Raw genomic sequence first — 607 nt, 5'->3', positions numbered from 1 at the left:
CCGCGGGAGGCGGTGGCGGCTGATCCGCAGCAGCGGTTGTTGCTGGAGACGGCGTGGGAGGCGTTGGAGGATGCGGGGGTGGTGCCCGGTTCGCTGAGCGGCAGCCGCACGGGCGTCTTCACCGGCGTCATGTACGGCGATTACGGCGCGCACCTGACGGACGTGCCGCCGGGTCTCGAAGGCTATATCGCCAGCGGCAGCGCGGGCAGTGTCGCCTCCGGCCGGGTGGCTTATACGTTTGGTTTCGAGGGGCCTGCGGTGACGGTGGATACGGCGTGTTCTTCGTCGTTGGTGGCGTTGCATCTCGCGGTGCAGTCGTTGCGGAGTGGGGAGAGTGATCTGGCGTTGGCCGGCGGGGTGGCCGTGATGTCGAGGCCGCTGCCGTTCGTGGAGTTCTCCCGGCTGCGCGGTCTTGCGGTGGATGGGCGGTGTAAGGCGTTTGGTGCGGGTGCGGATGGGACGGGTTGGTCGGAGGGGGTTGGGTTGTTGGTGGTGGAGCGGTTGTCGGATGCGGTGCGGAATGGTCGTGAGGTGTTGGCGGTGGTGCGGGGTTCTGCGGTGAATCAGGATGGTGCGTCGAATGGGTTGACGGCGCCGAATGGTCCTT

Annotated in this window: 1 protein-coding gene; it reads left to right on the top strand. The window is 67.4% G+C overall.

Going from position 1 to position 607, the window contains the following annotated elements; translation table 11 throughout:
* Nucleotides 1-607: polyketide synthase (locus RM779_RS33260; RefSeq protein ID WP_311621532.1), on the top strand; the 607-nt coding region annotated here is incomplete at both ends.

Origin of the sequence: Streptomyces johnsoniae (assembly GCF_031845565.1) — a bacterium.
Taxonomy (GTDB): domain Bacteria; phylum Actinomycetota; class Actinomycetes; order Streptomycetales; family Streptomycetaceae; genus Streptomyces; species Streptomyces johnsoniae.
The sequence above is the reverse complement of the archived record's forward strand: the minus strand, read 5'-3'. Positions and strand labels throughout refer to the sequence as shown.